Raw genomic sequence first — 22498 nt, 5'->3', positions numbered from 1 at the left:
ATGTGCCGCCCCTCATCAGGGCTCAGCCCTTTGGGCGGTTGGCTCGCATCTTGGCCCATCTAGGTGCCGTGGTCGCCGGTATCCTTGTGCTTTATGGCCTGGCGCTCATTTCCGCAGGTTCGTTGCTGATGGCGCGGGACGTTCTCGCGAACGCCGATATCATCGTGGTGCTGGGAGGCGACGGGCCGCCACGAGCAGCGCGAGCGGCGGCACTCTGGCATCAGAGAAGGGCACCACTTGTGCTGGTCACGGGCCGCGGCGACTGCAATTTCATTCGCCAGCTGCTGATTGAGGCCGGCGTGAAGCCCGAGGTGATCACGACGGAGTGCCAGTCCGCCAGCACATGGGAGAACGCCACGTTCTCGCAGCCTATACTCATCGGCATGCAAGTCCGCAGCGCGATCCTGGTGACGAGCTGGTTTCACTCGGGCCGCGCGGTAAAGCGTTTCCGCTCTCTAATGCCGGACATCCGCTGGATCTCGGTACCTGCTGAAAGGGAGAAGTCTTATTGGAGGCTCGTTTTTGATATCGACGGCGTCCAGATCGTCAAGGAATATATCAAGACCATTGCCTACGACGTAAGGGGCCAAATCTCCGCTGCCGCTGCTCCCAAAGCGCTGCTGCTGGCCAACACGGATGCCGGGCGATGAACATCTTCCTGGTCTTCTGTCTGATCGGCGTCGTGCTCCTGCTTCTCGGATGGGGAATGTTGCGTCCTGAAAGGATCTACGAGTTCCCATTTCTCACCGGAGTCATCACATTCAGCTTCATCCTTCCGCAGGTTCCGGGTCTGGCGACGGACAGCTTTCTGCCGGAGACGGCATTCGCCAGGACGATCGCGTTCACGATAGTCTGTCTTTTCATGTGCTGGTGGGGGTGGAGCCAGAAGGCACGGCCGTTGGCATTTTTCCGTCTCGACTTTGATGAAGGCCGCCTCCTGATCATAGCGGCTCTGCTTTCCATTGTCGGTGCCTATTTTTATTTCAAGCTCAGCCGTCTTCCCGGTGAACTCACCATTGCAGTGCAGATGACCGGTACTCCGGTCATGTATATCTTCTTCTCGCGTCTGTTGAGTTATGGACTGGTCATCGCCGCACTCTGCTTCGCGCGACGTTTCTCCTGGTGGGCCGCCACCATCATCGCTTTCGATCTTGTCTTCTATCTCGATCGGATCGTGATCACCGGCAAACGCGCAGAGACGATCGAACTGATCATGATCTTCATGCTTGCATGGTGGTGGTACAAAGGCCTGGCCATTCCACGCACCCTCATCATCGTCGGGGTTTTACTTGGCACGCTGCTGATGAACAGCATGGGGGACTATCGCACGATAACCAAAGCGAATTCTGCGCCTGTGTGGGATGAAATCAAGAGAATCGACGTGGTGGATAATCTGTCGAAAGTCTTGAGAGATGGCGGAGAAGAAATGCGCAACGCCATCGTTCGGATCCATCATGCCGCCACGACCATGCAATTCGATTACGGCAAATTCCATTGGAACAGGCTCGTTTTCAGTTTCGTGCCGGCTCAGGTTGTTGGCGTTGAGGTCAAACAGTCTTTTATGTTGCCCGTGCCGCCACAGGCTCGGGACTTTAATCCGGTCGTCGGCACGACCGAAACCGGCATGGCAGATGCGTTCGAATCCTTCTGGTATCTTGGCGCGTTCAAGTTCTTCATTCTCGCTTACCTTCTCCGCCGCATCTGGGTCACGGCCAATAGTGGGGAATTCGCCGCGCAATTTACCTATGCGCTTTCGATCATTCCTTCGATGCATGCGATTTCCCATCAAACCGACTGGGTGCTGATGGTCTGGGTGCACATGCTGATGTTTGCTGCGCCGGCTTTGGCTTTTGCGATCATCCCTTACCGTCGCCGCAACCGGTATGAGATGCATCCTCCCTCGCTTGCGGCCAATGGATAGGTCATGCTGTCAAGATACGACGATCCGACCTTCAAGCACGCCGCCATCCCTTTGCCGCGGTTTGGAGGGCCGACATTCGCCCTGCGTTTCCGGCTGAAGCGACTGGTCTGGATGACGGCTTGGCGTTTTCTCGCCTCTTGGACACCGCCGCCATTGCGACGCTGGCGCAATCTTCTTTTGCGTATGTTCGGGGCAGACATTCACTCGACCGCGATCGTCCACGCAAAGGCAGTGATCTGGTGGCCGGGACATCTCGTCATGGAACGTTACGCCTCGATGGGACCGGGCGTCATCTGCTACAACGTCGACAAAATTACAATTGGTGAGTTTGCCTCCGTCTCGCAGCGGTCGCATCTATGCACTGGTTCGCACGACATCCAGGACAGCGCCTTTCCGCTGATTACCCAACCCATTACGATAGAGGCTAACGCCTGGATCGCGGCGGAAGCCTTCGTAGGCCCAGGTGTCGTGATTGGAGAAGGGGCTGTTTTGGGGGCGCGGGGCGTTGCCGCTAAATCGCTGGCGCCATGGACGATCTATGTCGGCAACCCGGCAAAACCGGTCGGACGGCGGCGATTGGAAGCTGCGGCTTCCTATGCGCTCAAGCGGTAGCTGCGCAATGTCGTGTCGGCAATTGCCGGCCAGGTGAATTTCTCCAGAACCAGCCGCCGTCCATTCTGCCCCATCGATTGCGCTCGCGCGCGATCATCAAGGATCGCCGCCAGAGCTTTTGCAACCTCTCCCTGGTCGAGCGAGACGATGATCCCGGCGTCGGCCGCGGCAACCTCCGGAAAATGGCATTGATCGGTGATCACGACAGGGGTGCCGCAGGCGAGCGCTTCCGTGATCGCCATGCTGAAACCTTCCTGCCTGCTCGGCAGACAGAAGCAGTCGGCATCCACCATCGCCTCGACCTTGGTCTTGCCATAGAGCGGGCCTGTAAGATGTACCCGATCCTCGATGCCGAACTGCCGGACCAGGGATATGAAATCCCCTTCCGCCCCTCCCGCCGGGCCTGCGACGACCAGATCGACATCGGGATACGTTTCACAGATTTCGGCGAAAGCTTTGGCGAGAATATCCAGGCCTTTCTTGAAGTGCAGGCGGGAGAGAAACAGGATGTAGCGTCGGTTCGCCGGAAGGGCAATTTGGGGGCGGAAAAGCCCTTTGGGTGGAAGGGGATCAAATTCCTCGGCAAATACCCCGTTCGGGATGATGAAGTTCGGGGCCTTGAATTCAAGCGGCTTGATTGCCGATGCCTCGTCCACGTTCAGGAGATGGAGGAAGGCCGCATCATTCAGCATCCTTCTGTAGCAAAGGCCCAAGGCGATCTTCTTTTTCCATGATTTTTGCTGGAGGCTCCAATGGTCGAGCATTCCGGCCGGGCAGACGCAATAGGGGATGCCGTCCGCTTTCGCCAATTTCGCAGCATACAGGAGGAACGGTTCCCAAATACCATGAATGTGCATGAAGGATGCTTGTTCAAGGACCCTGCGAAGCATTCTTCGGCCCTTGAAGCAAAAGAGCCTCTCAATCCTGTTTGCGTCCGGGAGGATATGCCAGTGGATCTTGGAAAAGCCTGGTATGCTCTGCCCGATCTCCATTACCTGCGTGTTCACCGCTGTGTTCCCATAGGTGACGATGTGGACGTCGAGGCCCATGGCCCCTTGCGCAGCGGCGATGCGCATCGCGACTGCCTGCAAGCCGCCGTTTTTGGGGTCGATCGACGCGATTACGTGCACGATCTTCATCGGAAAAATTGCCGTTGAACTTGCGTTTCAGGAACAGTTCTTGTTCCGGTTGGAACGTCTGGCTGGTTTCCATCCGAAATCGACAAGGCCGCAAGCAGTCGCTTTCCGTAAGCTTCCACAGTGAAATCAGCCGCGCGATGCAGTGCGTTGGCGGACATCAATGCCCGCAGCCCGTCATTTGCGGCGAGACGCTCCACCGCCAATGCGATTGCCTCGGCATCGCAAACAGGCACGATGAACCCTTCTATGCCATCGCGCACGACAGTACCGCTATTCTCTGTCGTGATGACGGGCAGGCCGGCGGCGAGCGCCTCATAGGCTGCGGTGGCCGATCCTTCGCAGAGCGACGGAAGGAGGAAGACATCGGCCCAGCGAAATTCATCGGCGACCTGGGACCGGGGAATGATGCCGCGAAGTTCCACCCATCGCGAGATGTCCTGCCGGACGGTTTCGGAGATACTGAGGCGGCCGGCCATCCGGAATGTCGCGGCCCCTCCTACCAGTCGCGCGGCCTCGGCAACATAGGGGGAGCCCTTACGTAGCCCGACTTCTCCGACCGTCAGAACCCGTAGAGGTCCGGGCGATCGTCTTCTCCGGTCGATAGTGAAAGCCGAATTGACGCCGTAGGGCACGACGATGCAGCGTTCACCGGGACCTCCGCAGGCGATGACATGTTGTCGGACGAAATCCGAAGGACAGACGATGTAGTCGGCGAGAGCCCACTCTGCCCTTTCCCGGTTGGCGAATATGCGGGCATAAGGGTTGTGGCGAGGCAGCCCGGCCCACTCCGGAAAGCGATGCATCTCGCGATCCACGAGTGTTTCCACCACGTCGCGCGGCGCAATCATCTGTTCGACTGCGGTCCATAGCCCCCGCCGCTTTGCGGCGTGCATCTGTTCGAGCGCATCGCCGCTGAAGGCATAAAGTCCTGCGGCATCATGGAATCCATTTCTCGCAACCATCCGCGAGAATGTCGATCCTGCCCATACCGCGTGGCCGGTCTCCTCGATGGCATCCTTGATCCGCATCCGGCGCAGTGCCGAGCCGATTCCGAAGCCTGAAAAGACCGTGGTGAGCTCTGCTGGAACGCCCCTGGGGTGGCGACCGGCAAGGCGTTTGAGGGGCGCAGGAAAAAGACCGGAGGGCAAATAGTTGACTAATCTTGGCCAGCCCTTCGTCGCGCAGATGTCGGTGTAGAAATGGGCCAGCCGATCCTGCGATGCGAATATCCTGGGCACGGCATAGTGCATCCGGGCGCCGAGTTGGCTGACGACGACCTTTCCGTTCATGGCGAAACACCCTGCGCGATGGGAGAGACGGACGGACTGGCATTCCGGATCCGCGTGATCAGCGCGCACCAGGCATCGATCGCTTTCTCGCGCGAATATTCTTTCAACAGGAGCTGACGAGCCCTTTGCCCCATCTCCGTGCGGAGTTCGGGACTATTTCGCATGTCGCATATGGTTGCCGTGAGGTCATCGACTGCGCCGATCTCGACACTTCTTCCGCACCCGGTGGAAGCGAGCACGCGGGGTACTTCGCCATCCGGATCCCCGATGAAGATTGTCGGGCGACCGGCCGCGAGGATGCCGTAGAACTTGCTCGGTACGATGCAATGCTCGAGTTCGGGCAGCAGCGACACGAGGTGCACATCTGCAGCGTTCAGGCTTTCGGACAGATTTGCGATAGGCTGCAACGGCTTGAAGATCATGTTGTCCAGCTGGAGCTGCCGTGCGGCCTCCATGACGGCAGCATGCTGATATCCGCCTCCGATCAGAAGAAAGCGGATGTCGTCCCGGTCTTTCAGTCGCCGTGCGGCATCGATGATCGTCTGGAATTCATGCGCTCTTCCAAAATTACCGGAATAGCCGACCACGAATGTGCCGTTTAATCCCCATTGGCTGCGGAGCCTGTTTCGGGACGGTGGGATCGGATAGATCTCCTCGCCATCCGACCAGTGGTGCATGACGACCAGCTGATCTCGCGGAAGTCCCTGTTGTTCGATATAGGCCGCCATCCTGCTCGTAGAACAGACTGCAATTCCGGGCGAGTTCAGTGACCAGTTGCGCGCCTTGCGAGCCAATTGCATGGGTAGCCGCCAACGCCGGAAAAACCCGAGTTCGACTGCGGTTTCCGGAAATAGATCCATGATCCAGTTTACCATGATCCCGCCCTTCAGGCGCAGCGCAACGGCACTCGTCACAGACAGGAATGGAGGGTCGGTGCATACCACCGCCATATCGCCCGCCGAAACATTACGCAGAAGCCAGAAGAACGCGAGGACGTGAAAGCAAAGATAGTCGATCGCCCTGCCGACCACCGTGTGCCGGCCAAAGCGGAATGTGGCAAGGCGCTTGACCTGCACACCCGCAATGACCTCGTCTGCAGGCAGGTCGGTGGTGCGCTGGTTGTGGATTTCGCGGCTGGCGACAGCCATCACATCGAATCCACGTTGCACCAGTGCGAGCGCAATCGAAGTGGTCATGCGGCTGGTGGCCGACTGATCCGGGAAGAAATAGCGGTTGATGAAAATGATCTTCATGCCGTGCCCCCGCAAGCCACCCAGGGCTTACCGGAGCAATCTTGGCAAGCCGGAGCAAGACCGCAAGCTGATCGAAGGTGATAGGGCCGTCGGAATCATACCTACTGCGATCAGTCAGGCGTATGTCGCAGAGCGTAAAAAGCGGCCCGCCGGCTTGCCCCAAATATTGTTCGAGGGGGTGAAGTGGGCGGCGACTGACCGTCGACGAGTGGCGCTCAGGAGACATGGTCACTTAAGGCATTGCGCAGGTCGCAACGCGGATGTCTCGTCGAAAATCGGAAGGTGACATTCCAGCAATATGCCGGAAGGATTTATTGAAGGCGCTGATCGAACCGAAGCCGCTGTCCATCGCAACCTGCAGCACGTTGGCTCCCTCCTGCATGAGAAGGGCCTGGGCACGCGATAGCCGCAGCAGATTGACGTATTTGCCGAGCGTCATCCCGGTGGATTTCCGAAAGATGTTCATCGCATATTTGGGGTGAAGTTCGGCGGCACGGGCGATGTCGATCGTGTCGATATCCTGCATGAAGTTTGCCGCGATGAAATCGCACATGCGTGCGACGCTTCTCGCTGATTGCGCATAGGGCTGGTCGGAGCTGATCGGATCGGCTCCCGATAGCGCATCAGGGACCATGCAATAGGAATCGAGGACAATACGCTCTATCCGCAAGAGCAGTTCATCGACGGCATGTTGCCGTTTGAGGGGATTGCCTGAGGTCACATATTCGAACCAGCGCGCGAAATTCTCCCTGTCCGCCGCGTCTGTGGCGGATGTCAGCAACGTCGCGCCGTGCATCAGTTGCCTGGAAACGTCGCCTGGCAACCTCAAACGGAAGAAATGCACCAGCGGCAGATGGGCGCCGGCATAAAGCGAATCGTCGGAGGACTCGTCCATGCGATGCGGCTGGCCTCCCCAGAAGAGGCACATCTGCCCGGCGTCGAGACGGATGTCGTGTTCCCCCATGCGGTAGCGAACCGTACCCCGGATCACGTAATTTACCTCCACCTGTGCGTGCCAGTGCGGCATCAGCATGATCGGCGGATGGGTGAAGAACATCTGCAAGGCAGTCGGCAAGCCCTCGATGCTGCTTGCCCCGGGTTGATAGATCGCTCTCGTGGCCACCTTACTTTCCGCCAAATTCATGTTCCCTTTGTCGGAGACAGACGTTTCGCAGACGATAATTTAGGCACGTTTCCGAAGGGACAGCAATTGAAAAGGGAGGATTTTCAATGCGCTTCAAACTTGCAGGGGCGACGGCTGTTGTCGCGTCGCTCATGTCCGGTACTGCTTTTGCGCAATCTGGCGAAGTGACCATCTGGAGCTGGAATGTCGCCGCCTCGGCGCTCAAGGCCACGCTCGAAGGTTTCAACAAGAAATACCCGGACATCAAGGTCACGGTGGAGGACCTTGGCAACGATCAGGTTTACGACAAGACGCTGGCAGCCTGTGCGGCAGGAGGAGAGGGCCTGCCCGATATCGTTTCGATCGAGAACTTCGAGGCAGAGGTCTTCTGGAACCGTTTTCCGGATTGCTTCGCCGATCTGAGCGAAGTGGGATATACACCGGAAATTCAAGCCCTGTTCCCGGAATTCAAGCGGACGGAACTCGAGGTGGATGGCGTATCCTATGCCGTACCATGGGATTCCGGCCCCGTTGCCGTCTTTTATCGACGCGACTTCTACGAAAAGGCGGGCGTCGACCCTGCAGCTATCAAGACGTGGGACGATTTTATCGCTGCCGGCAAGAAGATCATGGAAGCCAATCCGGGAACGGTGATGGCCCAGGCCGATTTCAACGGAGACAGCGAATGGTTCCGCATGATCTCCAATGAACAGGGATGCGGGTATTTCTCGACCGACGGCCAGACCATCACCATCAATCAGCCGGCCTGCGTTGCAACGCTCGAGAAGATCAAGGAGATGAAGGATGCGGGGCTGATCACGGCCGCGATCTGGGACGAAAAGATTCAGTCCAACACTGCAGGCAAGGCCGCCAGCCAGATGTACGGCGCCTGGTTCGAAGGTTCGATCCGCTCCAACTCGCCCGATCTCGCAGGAAAATGGGGCATTTATCGCATGCCGAGCCTGACGTTCGACGGGCCGCGTGCCGCAAATCTCGGTGGTTCTTCGTTGGCGATCAGTGCGGCTTCGGAAAACAAGGAGGCAGCCTGGAAGTTCGTTGAATATGCGCTCACCACCAACGAGGGCCAGGTCACCATGCTGAAATCCTTCGGGCTGGTTCCGTCGCTGCTGTCGGCGGTGCAGGACCCGTTCGTAAAGGAGCCGCAGCCCTATTGGGGCGGCCAGGCGGTCTGGGCGGATATCCTTGCCACTTTGCCCCAGATCGTGCCGAGCCGAGGCACGGCTTTCCAGAGCGATGCGGATGCGATCTACCAGGCGACGCAGACGAAGTATTTCGCCGGCGGCTATCCGGATGCCAAAGCCGCGCTCGATGATGCCGCAAAGCAGATAGCGACTGCAACGGACCTGCCGGTTGCTGAATGAGAAGATATCCGGGGAAGGTCTGGCGCTGCCCGGCCTTCCCCGGTCGGCAATCCCTGACAGGAGTACGAAATGCCTTCGAGGAATAGGATGGCCTATGCCTTCCTTGCTCCCTATCTGCTGATCTTCGCGACGTTTTGGCTCTGGCCGATCATCAACTCGCTGCTGATCTCGTTCCAGAATACCCGCGTCAATCCGTGGCGTTTCAGTCTTTCCACCAACTGGGGACGCCTGTTCGGCGATCCGGCATTCTATAACGCGCTCTACAATACGCTGATCATACTGGTGATCCAGGTCCCGGCGATGATCGCGCTTGCCACCGTCATGGCAGTTCTTCTCAATTCACCGCTTTTGAAGGCGCGCCCCCTCTACAGGTTTGCCTTCTTCGCCCCGGTGGTTGTGGGCGAAGTAGCCTATGCAGCAGTCTTCCGGCTCATGTTCAGCGCCGACTTCGGCATCATCAACAAGTTGATTACATCGATCGGACTGGCCCCAGTCTCCTGGTTCGACAATGCCAATGCGGCGATGGCGCTGGTGATCATCGCGATCACCTGGCGATGGGCAGGCTATAACGCCATCATCCTTCTTGCCGGACTGCAATCGATCCCGGACGATGTCTATGAAGCCGCGACACTCGATCGGGTCGGCAAGTTCCAGCAGTTCATTCACATCACGCTGCCGCTGCTCAAGCCGATCATCAGTTTCTGCGTCGTGCTTTCGGTCATCGGCACCATGCAACTCTTCACCGAACCCTTCCTGATCACCAATCGTGGGGGGCCGGGCGGCGGGACGGAAACACTCGGTCTGCTTCTCTACCGGCAGGGCTTCACCTCGCTCAACTTCGGCTATGCCTCGGCAATAGCCTACACGATCGCGGGTCTGGCTGTGGCGATTTCGCTCCTCAACCTGTTCTTCGGGAGAGAAAGGAAATGAAATCGAAATCCCGCTCGTTCCTGATGCGGAAGATCGCGCTGCACGCAGCGTTGACGCCGCTTGCGATCCTCTGGCTCTTCCCGCTCTGGATGATGTTTGTCTTCTCGACGATGCCGGATCATGGGATATTCAGCCCCGAGATCGTGCTCTGGCCATCCACGGACTTTGCCGCCAATTTTTACAACCTGCAGGCGGACACGAATTTCGTCCGGGCAATGTTCATCTCTATCATCGTCGCGGTCATCTACACCGTCTTGTCGGTCATGTTGACTTCAATGGCAGGCTGGGCACTGGCACGTTATCGCTTCGCGGGCAGATCTCTCGTGATTGCGATTATCCTGGGCACGATCACCTTGCCTTTCGCCGTGGTGGTCATTCCGCAATTCATCATGGTCGCGCGCGAGTTCAAGCTTGCCAACACCTGGGTGGCACTGATTGTTCCGCCTCTGTTCAATTCGCTCGGTGTGTTGTTCATGCGTCAGGCGTTCTCGATGATGCCGACGGAGCTTTTCGACGCGGCCAGGGTGGAAGGCGTGAAGGAGTGGCGGATATTCCTCCACATCGCCTTGCCGTTGGCGCGCCCGACAATGGCAGCACTTGCGATCATTCTGTTCCTCGCGTCCTGGAACAACTACCTGTGGCCGCTGATGATCAATTCGCGGCCGAACATGATGACGGCGCCGGTGGCACTGGGTACCCTGATCGGTCTCACGAAGGTCTCCTGGGGAGGAATCATGGCCGGTGCGGTGCTGCTCACGGCACCGGTCCTCGTTGTCTTCATTTTCCTGCAGCGCCATTTCATCGCCGGTATCTCGGCCGGTGCCGTCAAATAGTCGGGGAGGTCCATGGCAGAAATCGCTCTCGAAAATGTCGTCAAACGCTTCGGTGCATATGAGGTGGTTCATGGCGCCAGCCTGGAGATCGTGGATGGCGAATTCGTCGTCTTCGTCGGGCCGTCCGGATGCGGAAAGTCAACCCTCCTGCGTATGATCGCCGGGCTGGAGGAAATTTCCGCAGGCACGATCAGCATCGGCGGAAAAGTCGTCAACGACACGGAGCCGTCGGATCGCGGTATTGCGATGGTTTTTCAGTCCTATGCACTCTATCCTCACATGACCGTCCGCCGGAACCTTTCCTTCGGGTTGGAAATGAACGGCAATCCGAAAGACGACACGGCCCGGCGTGTCGCGCGGGCTGCCGATATATTGCAGATCAACGAACTCCTGGAGCGACGCCCCGGCCAGCTTTCCGGCGGCCAACGTCAGCGTGTCGCCATCGGACGGGCGATCGTCCGCGAGCCGCAGGTGTTCCTTTTCGACGAACCTCTATCGAACCTCGACGCCGAACTCCGCGTCCAGATGCGTGTCGAGATTTCCAAGCTGCACAAGCAGCTTGGCACGACCATGATCTACGTGACCCATGATCAGACCGAAGCCATGACGCTTGCCGATAAAATCGTCGTATTGCGGGCGGGGCGCATCGAGCAGGTGGGAGCGCCGCTCGACCTTTATGACGACCCCGCCAATCAGTTCGTCGCAGGTTTCGTGGGGTCGCCCAAGATGAACTTCCTGAGAGCCGAGGTGATGGACCGCAGCCCGAACGGGATCACCGTGGCCCTGGCCTCAGAAGGTCAGATAAACCTTACCATTCCAATTTCGTCCGGCGTCGCGCCCGGCAGTCCTGTAATCCTCGGCATCCGGCCGGAGCACTTCGTCAAGGCGGGAGAAGGTGACGCCGATTTGAGGGTTGCTGTCGAGGTGGCCGAGCATCTCGGCAATACCAGCTATGTCCATGCAAGTCTTTCCGGCGAGACGATCGTCATCGAGCAGCCGGAATCCCGCCACAACGGCGATAGCGAGCACCTGACCGTGGGCGTGTCCGCCCGACGCGTCTTTCTTTTCGACGAGACAGGCAATCGTCTCCGCTGAGCAATTTCATCATCCAAGGGAAAAGTCATGACCATAGAAAACAAAATCCGCTGGGGCATTATCGGGCCTGGCACGATTGCGCGCGCCTTCGCCGAAGGGATTACACATTCACAAACCGGCAAGCTCGTTGCCATCGCCACGCGCAATCCGGACAAACCCGGGCTTTCAGAGGCCTTTCCGGGTGCGAGGATCGTCGCCGGTTATGAGGCGCTGCTTGGTGATCCGGAGATAGACGCAGTCTATATCGCGGTTCCCCATACGGGACACGCGGAATGGGCGATCAAGTCCATCCGCGCCGGCAAACATGTGCTGGTCGAAAAGCCGATTGCGCTTTCCGCCTATGATGCCGACGTCGTCTTCTATGAAGCCGGAAAAGCGAAAGTTTTCGCCGGCGAGGCCTATATGTACCGTCTTCATCCGCAGACGGCGAAGCTCGTAGAACTGGTGAAGAGCGGCGTAATCGGAGACGTCAGGATCATCCGCTCGAGCTTCGGCTTCAACATGGGAGGCTTCAAGCCTGAACATCGCCTTTTTAACAACGACACGGCGGGTGGCGGAATTCTGGATGTCGGAGGCTATCCGGTCTCCATGGTCCGTCTGATTGCAGGAGCCGTCGAGGGCAAGGATTTTCTGGAGCCAAAGACAGTCGCCGGCGTAGCCCATCTCGGTCAATCAGGTGTTGACGAATGGGCTTCCGCCGTTCTCAAATTTGACAACGGCATCGTCGCAGAGGTCTCCTGCTCGATCATGGCTCAGCAGGACAACACGCTGCGTATCATCGGCTCCGAAGGACGGATCGAAGTCAAGGATTTCTGGTTCGCTTCGGGCCGACAAGGGGGTGTCGGGCGGATCGAGATCTTCAGAGGGAACGAGCGCGAGACGATTGAGCTTGAGGAGAGGCGGTATCTCTATTCCTTCGAGGTGGATGCGGCCGGCGCAGCTATCCGGGAAGGCCGGACCGAATTCGCCTGGCCCGGCATGAGCGCTGCGGATTCACTTGGAAATTTGCGCGTGCTCGATCAATGGCGGGCTTCGGTCGGCCTGGAATATGGCGTGGAGAAGGCTGCAAAGCGTCTCACGAACCTCGCCGGAGGGACCGTTCGTGCCGGCCGCAATGTGCCCAAGCGGCAGATTCCCGGCTTAGCGAAACCGGTTTCCGTCGTCAGCCTGGGGTTTGAGTTCTTCCCGAACTTCGCTGCGGCATCTTTGACCATGGATGCCTTCTATGAAGCGGGAGGAAATGTTTTCGATACCGCCTATGTTTACGGCGCCGGCAAGACGGAGAAGATTTTCGGCGACTGGCATACGAGCCGAAGGCTGCCTCGCGAGGATTTCATCCTGATCGGCAAGGGCGCTCACTCGCCGCTCTGCTATCCCGATGTGATTGCCAGGCAACTGGATCAATCGCTCGACCGCCTCAAGACCGACTATGTGGATGTCTATTTCATGCATCGCGACAATCCGGATGTTCCGGTCGGTGAGTTCGTCGATGCCATGGATGCGGAAGTGAAACGTGGCAGGATCCGCGGCATCTTCGGCGGGTCGAACTGGAGCCGCGAACGCATGGACGAAGCAATCGCCTATGCCCGCAAGAACGGCAAGGCAGTTCCCGGCGCCCTCTCAAACAATTTCTCGCTTGCCGAAATGCTCGACCCGATCTGGGCAGGATGTGTTGCCGCATCTGACGATGATTGGAAGAGATGGTTGATGGAGAGGCAGATCCCGAACTTTGCCTGGTCGAGCCAGGGGCGCGGCTTCTTCACAAGCCGGGCGGGTCGTGACAAACGCGATGACGAGGAACTCGTTCGCGTCTGGTATTCCGAACGCAATTTCCAACGTCGCGACCGGGCAATAGAGCTTGCTGAAAAGCTTGGGCGTCACCCGATCCACGTCGCATTGGCTTATGTCATCGCACAACCTTTCCCTGTCATACCTCTGATCGGGCCGCGGACCGTGGGCGAGCTCGAGGACAGTCTTTCGGCCCTCGATATCCAGCTATCGCCGGGGCAGGTGGCATGGTTGGAAAACGGATCATAATATCGAGCGCCAAACGGCTGGGCTTTCGGCTCGGCCGTTGCAAACTCGGGTCATGGTCATGAATGAAAGTCAGCGCCGCTTTGGTGGCTGTGTTTCCGTTCGCATATTCCGCTCATCCTGAGCAAGCTTACCTGCCGTGCTGCAGTTCGCCGGACGGCTAAATCCTAGAGCAGTCTCGTCTCCTGGATAGGCTATATCGATCTCTCTGATATCGATAACTTCTCGTCAACCAAAAAATCCTTGACGCGACTCGGAGAGGCGTTCAGCTTCCGTAACGGAATTGAGCGAATATTTTTCATTTCAGCGTAACCGGTGGTGGCCTCTGTTAGTTCGGTTGCTCAGCGTATAAAATCAGACGGGAATCACGTGCCCGGTCAAGCCGGCTTCATATCGGAGGTTTATCCTGCCTCTGGTCATCGAAGGGAGCAAGGCATGGCGGACACGAAGGGGAACAAACGCATGGCTGTATCGGCGAAGAAATCGGGAGCGGAGAGCACAGGAGCTGTGGTCGAGCCGCGCGTGCTCGCCGACGAGGCGATCGCCAGGGATGCGCGGGCGCTTTCCGAACAGCTGAAGGCGATGCGCGAGCGGCTCTTTCCCCCGGCCTCGATGAAATCGCTGCGTGCCTTTTCGTCCGGAGAGGCGGCAAAGCTAATCGGCGTATCCGATGGCTATCTCCGCCAGCTTTCGCTGGCAGGAGAAGGGCCACAGCCGGAGACGGGCGCCGGCGGCCGGCGCTTCTATTCGCTTGCCGACATCAATGCGCTCCGCCGCCATCTTGCCGAACAGGCGCTTGCCAAGGGGAACATCGCCAAGGCGCGGTCCTACCTGCCGCGTCGCGACGCGGTGCGCGGGGAACACCTGCAGGTGATTTCGGTCACCAACTTCAAGGGCGGCTCGGGCAAGACGACGTCTGCCGTGCATCTCGCCCAGTATCTGGCGTTGACCGGTCACCGGGTTCTGGCCATCGACCTCGATCCGCAGGCCTCGCTTTCGGCCCTCTTCGGCTATCAACCGGAGCTCGATCTCACCGGCAACGACACGCTCTACGGCGCGATCCGCTATGACGACGAGCAGCGTCCCTTGGCGGACATCATCCGGAGCACCTATTTTCCCGGCCTCGATCTCGTGCCGGGCAATATCGAGCTGCAGGAATTCGAGCACGTGACGCCACAAGCGTTGTCTCGCCGCCAGAACGGCGAAGACGCTGGGCCGCTTTTCTTCGCACGTATCCAGGCAGCACTGCAGACGGTGGAAGCCGACTACGACGTTGTCGTGATCGACTGCCCGCCGCAGCTCGGCTACCTGACACTCTCGGCGCTGTGTGCCTCCACCTCGGTCATCGTTACCGTGCACCCGCAGATGCTCGACGTCGCCTCGATGAACCAGTTTCTCTTCATGACGTCCGATCTGCTTGCAGTCGTACGCGAAGCGGGTGGTACGTTGAATTTTGATTTCCTGCGTTATCTCGTCACCCGATATGAACCGAATGACGGGCCGCAGGCACAGATCGTCGGTTTTATGCGCTCGCTCTTCGGGGATCGCGTGTTGACGGCTCCGATGCTGAAATCAACGGCGGTCTCGGACGCTGGGCTCACCAAGCAGACACTTTATGAGGTGGGCCGCGAGAATTTCACCCGCACCACCTATGACCGCGCTCTCGAGGCGATGAATGCCGTCAACGATGAGGTCAAAGCGCTGATACACACTGCCTGGGGTCGATAGAGGACGGAACTGAAGGAAGGTTTTGGGAATGGCGGGAAGCCGCAAGAATGAGTTGAGGGCATTGTTCGGGGGAGGGCTGGCACCGACCGAACCTGCCCGTGCGCCTGAGACGAAATCCATGCCCGAGGCTGAGGCCAAACCTGCGCCGGCGGGAGAGGGTGCCCTGCCGCCCCGCAGCGCATCGGGCGCCGTCAAGGCGATGGGGCTTTCCCTGGGAGCCATGACTCGCGAGGTCGAAGAGGCGCGCGCGCTTCGACAGGCATTGAGCGAAGGAGAGCGCGTCGTCACCATCTATCCAGACAGGATCGATTCCTCCTTCATCGAGGATCGGCTGATGCTCGATGGGCATGAGGATGGGGATTTCGCGGCGCTGGTGGACAGCATCCGCGAGAGCGGCCAGCAGGTGCCGGTGCTGCTGCGTCCGCATCCGGAAAAGCAGGGCCGCTACCAGACCGCCTACGGCCATCGCCGCGTCAAGGCCGCTGCTCGTCTCGGCATCGAGGTAAAGGCGATCGTCAGGCCGCTCTCCGACGACGAGTTGGTGTTGGCGCAGGGTAAGGAGAATGCCGAACGCCGTAACCTCTCCTTCATCGAGCGCGGGTTGTTTGCCAGGAATCTCGTGAGCCTCGGTTTCGACCGCAAGGTGGTCGGCGATGCACTGGCCGTGCAGAAAAGCGAGTTGTCACGCCTCCTGCAGGTGGTGGAAAGTGTGCCCGAACGATTCATCCGGGCTGTCGGGCCGGCACCGAAGGTCGGGCGCGAGCGCTGGATGAAGCTCGGCGAAATCCTCTCGCGGGAGGCCAAGCAGCATATCGCGACCGACGTGATCCATACCGAACGGTTCAAGGTGGCCGACAGCGACAGCCGTTTCCAGATATTGTTCGGACGGCTCGATGCGAGCATGAAGCCTGAGCCTGCCAAGCCGCAGGAGTTGAAGGATAGGAACGGTCAGGTCTTCGCCCGCGTGAGGCGCGAAGGGAAGACGAAGCGTATCGAATTTGCGGCGGATGTCGACGCGGCCTTTGTCGACGAGGCGGCGGCATTGCTCGTCGCCCGTTACGAGGAGTTTCTGACAGGTCGATCGGCCGGAAAGAGCTGAAAGTTGTCTTGCATGTTGCCGAAAGCGGAAATCGATTCTGGGCAATGGCATGCATAAACGGAAGTAGAAATGCCTTAACGGGCGTACAGGAACACACGGAAAGGAAGCTACGAGAGCAAGAAAAAGGCCCCCAAAACGTCACCGTCCTGGAAGCCCTCTTCAATCTAAGCAGTTCAAGAGAATCACTTCCATAGTCCAAAGTCAAGAGTCGGCGGCAGAAATGCCGTGTCCGAGCGTGGAAGATTTTGGCTGATTACGACGTTTCCGCGGGCGCTTGCCTCCGAACGGAGACGGATATGGTGGAAAGACTGGCAACGACGCCTTTTGGCGGCGCGCAATTTTCTGCGCGCAATTTTGCCCTCCGAGCCGAAATGGAGCGCCGGCAGGAACGTCTGCGCGCGGGCGAGGGTGGCAATCACACCGGTAAGGCCGAGAAATGGCAGCTTATCAGGGCGCTCACCGAGGCGAGGGAGGCCTATGGCCTCTCGGACCGCTCGATCACGGTGCTTGAAGCGCTGACGAGCTTTCATCAGGAACGCGAACTCGATGGCAGTGCGCCACTCATCGTCTTTCCATCGAACGTGGAACTGTCAATCCGCTCCCGCGGCATGTCGCCTGCGACGCTGAGGCGGCATCTGGCAGCTCTGGTCGAGGCAGGGCTGATCTTCCGCCGCGACAGCGCCAACGGCAAGCGTTTCTGCCGCCGTGATGGGAGCGGTCAGGTTGAGAGCGCCTTCGGGTTTGACCTGGCGCCCTTGGCGCTGCGGGCCGACGAGATCTTTTCACGCGCAGAAGCCGCACGGGCGGAGGCGAAGCGGATCGCCCGGGTCCGTTCGGAGATCACGTTGCATCTGCGCGACATTGCCAAGACCGTGGAAGCGGCGCTCAACGAAAGCAGGGCAGGGGACTGGATAGCCTACCTGGAGCGACTGCAGGCACTTTCCGGCCGTGTGCCGAGGCAGGCAGAGTTCGTGGAACTGGAAATCCGCTGCGACGCGCTGATCCGGTTGAGGGCTGAGGTGGAGACCGCTTACCTTAATAGCCTCACAGAACTGGAAATGAGCGCCAATGAGTCTGTTTTTGAGCATCATATTCAGAATTCAAACACAGACCCAAATCTTGAATTAGACGGCAATGAACATAATACCCCGGCGCCGCGAATGCCGGAGATCGCCCCGGAACGCAAATCTGTCGGGATTGGGCTGAAGGAATTCCTGAAAACTTGCCCGCAGATTGCCGATTATGCTCGCAGCGGGGTGAAGAACTGGCGGGATGTGGTGGCGGCGGCCGATCTTGTCCGCTCGATGCTGGGCATCAGCCCGAGTGCGTGGGCGGCGGCACGGGCTGCAATGGGAGACATTTCCACCGCAATCGTCGTCGCGGCAATCCTGGAAAGGGCGGAAGATATCCGCTCGCCGGGCGGTTACCTGCGCGATTTGACACGGAAGGCGGAAAAGGGCCGCTTCTCTGTTCATCCAATGCTGAACGCGCTGAAGGGATAGCGGCGGGTCGCTCGGGATGGAATTGAGGAGCGTCAGGATTCGCATGCCTTCCTTTGATGACTTTGATCCGAAAGGCTAATATTGACAGTGAATGTATACAGACTTATTGCTTCTGTAACGTCGCGATGGAGGATGGGAAAACTGACGGTTTCCGGAGTGGGGTCTGTAATTCCTTTTTTACGAATACCTTTTCTGCGCTTGTTATATCGCGCCATAGATTGGCCAGGTGCCGGATGAAATGTTCGGGAAATAGGGAGGCAGGGGCGGTGGTGTATACACGGTTTCGTGAGACCATCTCAGAAAGAGTCCCCAGATGATCAGAAAGCAGCGACCCAGGATATCGCGTCAATGAAAAAGGGAAATTGTGGGCCGGCAGATCATTTCAACTGGTTGACTGCTTGTTCTGCTGAACCTGATATGCTCTGCAAGCCGTGACGGGCCATGGCCGCAAGGAGGATGCGGCCTGTCACGCAAGCTTTGGAAATGATCATCTTTTTGAGGAGGAAAAGAAATGATTACCAGAAGGACACTGATGGCTGCGACCGGGATCGCTTTGAGCGGTCTTGTGGCTCTGCCGGCGGTTGCACAGGAGACAGTCAAGATCGGCCTCGTTCTGCCGATGACCGGTCCGTTTGCGTCCACCGGTCGCCAGGTCGAGGCCGGCGTGAAGGCTTACATGGCGCTGAACGGCGATACCGTCGCCGGCAAGAAGATCGAAGTTGTCCTTCGCGACGACGCCGGTGTTGCTGACCAGACTCGCCGTATAGCCCAGGAACTCGTCGTCAACGATGGGGTCAAGATGCTGATGGGCTTCGGCCTGACGCCGCTTGCCATGTCGGTCGCTCCGGTCCTTAACCAGGCGAAGATCCCGGCGATCATCACGTCGGCCACGACATCTGCGATCATGCCGCAATCGCAATATTTTGCCCGCACTTCGATGGCCGGCCCGCAGTCGGCTGTTCCGGTCGCCACTTGGGCGGTGCAGAACAACCTGAAACGCGTCGTCACCCTCGTTTCCGACTACGGTCCAGGTATCGACATCGAGCAGGGGTTCACCAACCAGTTCAAGAAGGAAGGCGGCACGATCGTCGAAGCTGTCCGTGTTCCGCTCGCCAACCCGGATTTTGCACCCTTCCTGCAGCGCGTGCGCGATGCCAAACCCGATGCGGTCTTCGCCTTCGTGCCGTCGGGTGTCGGCTCGCTGTTCATGAAGCAGTTCATCGAACGCGGACTGGCGGATGCGGGCATCAAGCTGATCGGTACCGGCGATATCACCGACGATGATCTTCTGAACGGCATTGGTCCGGCAGCCAAGGGGGTCATAACCGGCCATTTCTATTCGGCCCTGCACGACAGCCCGGAAAACAAGGCCTTCGTTGAGCAGGTGAAGAAAGACAACAAGGGCATGCGTCCGAACTTTATGTCGGTCGGTGGTTATGATGCCATGACGCTGGCCTATGCAGCCCTCAAGAAGACTGACGGCGACACGGATGGCAGCAAACTCATTGAAGCCATGAAGGGGGCATCGTGGGTAAGCCCGCGCGGCCCGATCACCATTGACCCGGCGACCCGGGACATCGTGCAGGACATCTACATGCGCGAGGTCAAGGAAGTGGATGGCGAACTCTACAATGTCGAGTTTGCAACCTATCCAAAGATCAAGGATCCGAATGTCAAATAAGGTGTAGCGAAACCCTCGGCAGGGGGTGGCGGGCGCGTGCCCGCCATTCTTGTTTTGTTGGGAGGCTTCTCCGATTTCTTCCGGTGGGAACATCCGGCAGCTTTCGCTTGAGCCTGCATTTCAGTTTCCGTACAAGGCAGCGCAATGAGCCTCTTGCCGACCGCACCCACGCCCAGGATACTGCAGCACAGCCTGCGGCACCTGAGGGCGTTTCTTGCGGTCGTTGATACCGGCTCGGTCACCAAGGCAGCGGAATTGTGCTTCGTATCGCAGCCCGCCGTGACGCAGGCGCTGTCGAAAATTGAGAAAACGGCTGGCATGCTGCTCTTTTCCCGCACGCCGCAACGCGTCTTTGCCAATACCGCCGGAGAAATGCTGGCGCGGCGCATCAGGCGCGCCTTCGGTTATCTCGACCCGTCCCTTTCCGAGCTCTCGCCAAGGCTCAAGGTGACGGCTACGACGGCACAGCTGAAATCTCTGATCGCCGTCCGGGAGACCGAGAACTTCACGCTCGCCGCGCGGCGGCTTGGCTTGAGCCAGCCCGCCGTATACCGCGCGGTCAGTCAGCTCGAACAAGAAGCAGCGCGGCCGCTCTTCGAACGCACGTCCTATGGGATTGTCGCGACCCGCCCGGCGCAGGTGCTTGCCCAGGCAGCAAAGCTCGCCTTCCTTGAACTCGAACAGGCGGATGCCGACATGGCCGAGCTCACGGCGGCTGAAGCCGGCCAGATCGTCATCGGTGCCACGCCTCTTGCAAAATCCTATGTGCTGCCGAAGGCGATCGCGAGCTTCCGAAAATTCCGTCCAAACCTTCCCATCCACATCCAGGAAGGTCCTTATCCTGACCTGCTCGGAGCTTTGCGCCGGGGCGAGATCGATTTCCTGCTCGGCGCATTGCGGGAGCCTGCGCCGATCGGGGACGTCGAGCAGAGGGTCCTGTTCTACGACACCGTCGTTCTGGTTGCGGGCAACGATCACCCCTTGGCCGGAAAGTCAGAAATCATGGTCGAGGAACTTGCCGCCTATCCCTGGGTCGTCGGCCAGAGCGGCACGCCAATCCGCCGCTACTTCGATGGCATATTCGCCAATGCAGCCAGCGGGTCGCCCAAAAGCATCGTCGAATCCGGGTCGCTCATCCTGATGCGCGAACTTTTGGACACGAGCGAGCATCTTGGGTGCACGTCAAGGCTTCAGGCGGAAGCGGAAATAGCGCGGGGGTTGATGCGCGCCTTGCCTTTCGATCTGAGCTACACGTCGAGACCGATCGGGGTGACGCTTCGCAAGGACTGGCTGCCGACCGCCGCCCAGCAGACGTTTCTGGAACTTCTGCCGACACGGCCCGATCGGCCGCTATAACGAGAACTTATGAGCACGGCAGACGATCTGATAAACATCTGGTCCGCGTCCGGTCTAATAGTGGGAGCTGGAGCATGCCCCGGGAGAGATTGCAGCTTGAAGCTTACGCCACAGGCGGAAACGAAAGCGAAAATAATGGGGCATCAAAGTACCGTAGCCGGTTGACGACTATGTATACATTCATCGATATAGGCGACAGATCGTGAGGATTTGCCGCTTCGGTTGAAAAATCGGCTGGCTGGCAAGAGGCCGATAGACATAATCCGCACCCTGAGGAGGAGACTCATGCTGAAGAGAAGAACATTGGTGGCTGCCGCAGGCGCGGCGCTTGGCTGCCTTGCCGCATTTCCGGTGGCCGCGCAGGAAGTTGTGAAAGTTGGCCTTATCCTGCCGATGACGGGACCGTTTGCTTCCACCGGACGCCAGGTCTCGGCCGGTGCAAAGACCTTCATCGAAACCCATGGCGATACCGTCGCCGGCAAGAAGATCGAGCTCATCATCCGTGACGACGCAGGTGTTGCCGATCAGACCCGCCGCATTGCGCAGGAACTGGTGGTCAACGACGGCGCCAAGGTTCTCGCGGGCTTCGGTCTCACTCCTCTTGCCATGTCGGTCGCGCCGGTCGCGACCCAGGCGAAGGTTCCGGCGATCGTGATGGCTGCCGGCACGGCATCGATCACCAAAGCCTCGCCGTTCATTACCCGTACCTCTGGTACGCTGCCGCAATATTCGCTTCCGGTTGGTACCTGGGCTGCCCAGAATGGTATCAAGAACGTCGTAACGCTCGTATCCGACTACGGACCGGGCATCGACGCCGAAAAATGGTTCACCAAGGAGTTCAAGGCCAAAGGCGGCGAGGTCACCGAGGCCGTGCGCGTTCCATTGCAGAACCCCGACTTTGCACCTTTCCTGCAGCGCGTGCGCGACGCCAAGCCGGATGCGGTCTTCGTTTTCCTTCCGTCGGGCGTCGGTTCGCTGTTCATGAAGCAGTTCTCCGAACGCGGGCTTGCCGATGCCGGTATCAAGCTGATCGCCACCGGTGACGTCACCGACGACGACATCCTCAACAGCATGGGCAAGCCGTCGATCGGCACCATCACCGGTCATTTCTACGCAACCGCGCACGACAGCCCGGAAAACAAGGCCTATGTCGAGGCTTTCAAGAAAGCCAACGATAACATGCGCCCGAACTTCATGTCGGTTGGCGGCTATGACGGCATGGCGCTGATCTATGCCGCGCTTGAAAAGACCAAGGGCGATGCGAGCGGTCCCGCCTTCATGGAAGCCGTCAAAGGGCTCTCCTGGACGAGCCCGCGCGGTCCAGTCTCCATTGATCCCGAGACCCGCGACATCATCCAGAACATCTATATGCGCGAGGTCAAGGAAGTGGACGGTGAGTTGCAGAACGTCGAGTTCCAGACGTTCGAGGCACTCAAGGATCCGGAAAAGGCAGAAGCCAAGTAAAGACTGGATACCCCCTTACCCCGCCTCGCAAGCCGGCAGCAGCTCCTCGCTAGCGGA

The 22498-nt window shown here is 58.8% G+C and carries 18 protein-coding genes; 14 read left to right on the top strand and 4 right to left on the bottom strand.

What is annotated here, in order from left to right:
- Positions 1 to 68: 68 nt before the first annotated feature.
- From ABK249_RS25525 to ABK249_RS25515, 3 genes are read left to right on the top strand one after another with little or no spacing between them, the layout of a single operon-like run.
- A complete protein-coding gene (locus ABK249_RS25525) occupies positions 69 to 650 on the top strand; it encodes a YdcF family protein (protein WP_348864399.1) in 582 nt (193 codons plus the stop codon).
- Complete coding sequence (locus tag ABK249_RS25520) at positions 647 to 1921, top strand: hypothetical protein (RefSeq protein WP_348864398.1); 1275 nt, start codon at positions 647 to 649, stop codon at positions 1919 to 1921. The genes ABK249_RS25525 and ABK249_RS25520 overlap by 4 nt, the downstream gene beginning before the upstream one ends.
- Positions 1922 to 1924: 3 nt before the next feature.
- A complete protein-coding gene (locus tag ABK249_RS25515; RefSeq protein ID WP_037145575.1) occupies positions 1925 to 2533 on the top strand; it encodes a putative colanic acid biosynthesis acetyltransferase in 609 nt (202 codons plus the stop codon).
- On the opposite strand, the gene ABK249_RS25510 is transcribed toward ABK249_RS25515, so the two are convergent.
- The 4 genes from ABK249_RS25510 to ABK249_RS25495 form a co-directional block, all read right to left on the bottom strand.
- Positions 2515 to 3582 carry a glycosyltransferase gene (locus tag ABK249_RS25510; RefSeq protein WP_348864433.1) on the bottom strand — a complete coding sequence of 356 codons (1068 nt, stop codon included), beginning with the start codon at positions 3580 to 3582 and terminating at the stop codon, positions 2515 to 2517. The genes ABK249_RS25515 and ABK249_RS25510 overlap by 19 nt on opposite strands.
- 86 nt (positions 3583 to 3668) lie before the next feature.
- The gene (locus ABK249_RS25505) at positions 3669 to 4961 is read right to left on the bottom strand and encodes a glycosyltransferase family 4 protein (protein WP_348864397.1); all 1293 of its coding nucleotides are present in this window, start codon (positions 4959 to 4961) and stop codon (positions 3669 to 3671) included.
- The gene (locus ABK249_RS25500) at positions 4958 to 6214 is read right to left on the bottom strand and encodes a glycosyltransferase family 4 protein (protein ID WP_348864396.1); all 1257 of its coding nucleotides are present in this window, start codon (positions 6212 to 6214) and stop codon (positions 4958 to 4960) included. The genes ABK249_RS25505 and ABK249_RS25500 overlap by 4 nt, the downstream gene beginning before the upstream one ends.
- Before the next feature lie 232 nt (positions 6215 to 6446).
- Positions 6447 to 7358, bottom strand: a complete 912-nt coding sequence (locus ABK249_RS25495) for a helix-turn-helix domain-containing protein (RefSeq protein WP_348864395.1) — start codon at positions 7356 to 7358, stop codon at positions 6447 to 6449.
- Positions 7359 to 7444: 86 nt separating this feature from the next.
- On the opposite strand from ABK249_RS25495, the gene ABK249_RS25490 reads away from it, so the two are divergent.
- From ABK249_RS25490 to ABK249_RS25440, 11 genes are all read left to right on the top strand, one after another.
- Positions 7445 to 8719, top strand: a complete 1275-nt coding sequence (locus ABK249_RS25490; RefSeq protein ID WP_348864394.1) for an ABC transporter substrate-binding protein — start codon at positions 7445 to 7447, stop codon at positions 8717 to 8719.
- Positions 8720 to 8788: 69 nt separating this feature from the next.
- Positions 8789 to 9649 carry a carbohydrate ABC transporter permease gene (locus ABK249_RS25485; protein ID WP_227705875.1) on the top strand — a complete coding sequence of 287 codons (861 nt, stop codon included), beginning with the start codon at positions 8789 to 8791 and terminating at the stop codon, positions 9647 to 9649.
- Complete coding sequence (locus ABK249_RS25480) at positions 9646 to 10482, top strand: carbohydrate ABC transporter permease (RefSeq protein WP_227705876.1); 837 nt, start codon at positions 9646 to 9648, stop codon at positions 10480 to 10482. The genes ABK249_RS25485 and ABK249_RS25480 overlap by 4 nt, the downstream gene beginning before the upstream one ends.
- Positions 10483 to 10494: 12 nt before the next feature.
- Positions 10495 to 11577 (top strand): ABC transporter ATP-binding protein, encoded by a 1083-nt coding sequence (locus ABK249_RS25475; RefSeq protein ID WP_348864392.1) that lies wholly within the window; start codon positions 10495 to 10497, stop codon positions 11575 to 11577.
- 27 nt (positions 11578 to 11604) lie between these two features.
- Positions 11605 to 13614 (top strand): aldo/keto reductase, encoded by a 2010-nt coding sequence (locus ABK249_RS25470; protein WP_348864390.1) that lies wholly within the window; start codon positions 11605 to 11607, stop codon positions 13612 to 13614.
- A 459-nt stretch (positions 13615 to 14073) separates the two neighbouring features.
- Entirely contained in the window at positions 14074 to 15339 is a 1266-nt protein-coding gene (repA, locus tag ABK249_RS25465) for a plasmid partitioning protein RepA (RefSeq protein ID WP_037146098.1), read from the top strand.
- Between the two features lie 28 nt (positions 15340 to 15367).
- Entirely contained in the window at positions 15368 to 16438 is a 1071-nt protein-coding gene (gene repB / locus ABK249_RS25460; protein ID WP_037145585.1) for a plasmid partitioning protein RepB, read from the top strand.
- A gap of 296 nt (positions 16439 to 16734) precedes the next feature.
- Positions 16735 to 17940: a plasmid replication protein RepC gene (gene repC, locus ABK249_RS25455; protein WP_348864389.1), complete on the top strand. Its 1206-nt coding sequence runs from the start codon at positions 16735 to 16737 to the stop codon at positions 17938 to 17940.
- 511 nt (positions 17941 to 18451) lie between these two features.
- Entirely contained in the window at positions 18452 to 19621 is a 1170-nt protein-coding gene (locus ABK249_RS25450; protein WP_037145589.1) for an ABC transporter substrate-binding protein, read from the top strand.
- 144 nt (positions 19622 to 19765) lie between these two features.
- A complete protein-coding gene (locus ABK249_RS25445; protein WP_348864388.1) occupies positions 19766 to 20977 on the top strand; it encodes a LysR family transcriptional regulator in 1212 nt (403 codons plus the stop codon).
- A 285-nt stretch (positions 20978 to 21262) separates the two neighbouring features.
- On the top strand, positions 21263 to 22441 hold the full coding sequence (locus tag ABK249_RS25440; RefSeq protein ID WP_037145591.1) for an ABC transporter substrate-binding protein: 1179 nt from the start codon (positions 21263 to 21265) through the stop codon (positions 22439 to 22441).
- Positions 22442 to 22498: the final 57 nt, after the last annotated feature.

Origin of the sequence: Neorhizobium phenanthreniclasticum (assembly GCF_040066075.1) — a bacterium.
GTDB lineage: Bacteria > Pseudomonadota > Alphaproteobacteria > Rhizobiales > Rhizobiaceae > Neorhizobium > Neorhizobium petrolearium.
Note: the sequence above shows the minus strand (reverse complement) of the source record. Positions and strands in the feature narration are given on the sequence as shown.

Bases quoted from the DNA above. Each gene is read 5' to 3' on its own strand.
- ABK249_RS25520 (WP_348864398.1), top strand. From the start codon at position 647: ATGAACATCTTCCTGGTCTTCTGTCTGATCGGCGTCGTGCTCCTGCTT.
- ABK249_RS25515 (WP_037145575.1), top strand. From the start codon at position 1,925: ATGCTGTCAAGATACGACGATCCGACCTTCAAGCACGCCGCCATCCCT.
- ABK249_RS25510 (WP_348864433.1), bottom strand. From the start codon at position 3,582: ATGGGCCTCGACGTCCACATCGTCACCTATGGGAACACAGCGGTGAAC.
- ABK249_RS25505 (WP_348864397.1), bottom strand. From the start codon at position 4,961: ATGAACGGAAAGGTCGTCGTCAGCCAACTCGGCGCCCGGATGCACTAT.
- ABK249_RS25500 (WP_348864396.1), bottom strand. From the start codon at position 6,214: ATGAAGATCATTTTCATCAACCGCTATTTCTTCCCGGATCAGTCGGCC.
- ABK249_RS25495 (WP_348864395.1), bottom strand. From the start codon at position 7,358: ATGAATTTGGCGGAAAGTAAGGTGGCCACGAGAGCGATCTATCAACCC.
- ABK249_RS25490 (WP_348864394.1), top strand. From the start codon at position 7,445: ATGCGCTTCAAACTTGCAGGGGCGACGGCTGTTGTCGCGTCGCTCATG.
- ABK249_RS25485 (WP_227705875.1), top strand. From the start codon at position 8,789: ATGCCTTCGAGGAATAGGATGGCCTATGCCTTCCTTGCTCCCTATCTG.
- ABK249_RS25480 (WP_227705876.1), top strand. From the start codon at position 9,646: ATGAAATCGAAATCCCGCTCGTTCCTGATGCGGAAGATCGCGCTGCAC.
- ABK249_RS25475 (WP_348864392.1), top strand. From the start codon at position 10,495: ATGGCAGAAATCGCTCTCGAAAATGTCGTCAAACGCTTCGGTGCATAT.
- ABK249_RS25470 (WP_348864390.1), top strand. From the start codon at position 11,605: ATGACCATAGAAAACAAAATCCGCTGGGGCATTATCGGGCCTGGCACG.
- repA (WP_037146098.1), top strand. From the start codon at position 14,074: ATGGCTGTATCGGCGAAGAAATCGGGAGCGGAGAGCACAGGAGCTGTG.
- repB (WP_037145585.1), top strand. From the start codon at position 15,368: ATGGCGGGAAGCCGCAAGAATGAGTTGAGGGCATTGTTCGGGGGAGGG.
- repC (WP_348864389.1), top strand. From the start codon at position 16,735: ATGGTGGAAAGACTGGCAACGACGCCTTTTGGCGGCGCGCAATTTTCT.
- ABK249_RS25450 (WP_037145589.1), top strand. From the start codon at position 18,452: ATGATTACCAGAAGGACACTGATGGCTGCGACCGGGATCGCTTTGAGC.
- ABK249_RS25445 (WP_348864388.1), top strand. From the start codon at position 19,766: ATGAGCCTCTTGCCGACCGCACCCACGCCCAGGATACTGCAGCACAGC.
- ABK249_RS25440 (WP_037145591.1), top strand. From the start codon at position 21,263: ATGCTGAAGAGAAGAACATTGGTGGCTGCCGCAGGCGCGGCGCTTGGC.